The 354-nt window shown below is 39.5% G+C and carries 1 pseudogene; it reads right to left on the bottom strand.

What is annotated here, in order from left to right:
* Positions 1 to 86: 86 nt before the first annotated feature.
* Positions 87 to 354, bottom strand: a pseudogene (locus tag CVN76_RS02235) (oxidoreductase); the annotation flags it as partial.

The following is a 354-nucleotide window of genomic DNA, read 5'->3' as shown; positions in this document are numbered from 1 at the left end:
CAAGCTCCTGGCTTTGCTTTTCTTTTTCAGTAAACACTTGTTCTTCTATTTTCGTAATTGGTTTTGCCATTACATGTTACCTCCTATCACTTTCTATCTGCTGTTATATTCAGGTCTGCAATCGGGTCATAATCTTCACGATTCCATTTACGTTCAACCTGTACACCGAGCTGTGGGTTTCGCTTAGCATACCGAGGGTTGTATAAAGGAAGCGGTTTGCTCCCCTTGACATTAATTAATTCCATTTTCACTTTTGTCTGTTTATACGCTGGTGTTTGTGTTCGAACATCGCCAATGCTTCCAGTTAATAGATTAATGGCATTTTCATGGCTTACTGAATGCATCGGTACATAT

The organism is Bacillus sp. mrc49 (assembly GCF_002803435.1).
Note: the sequence above shows the minus strand (reverse complement) of the source record. Positions and strands in the feature narration are given on the sequence as shown.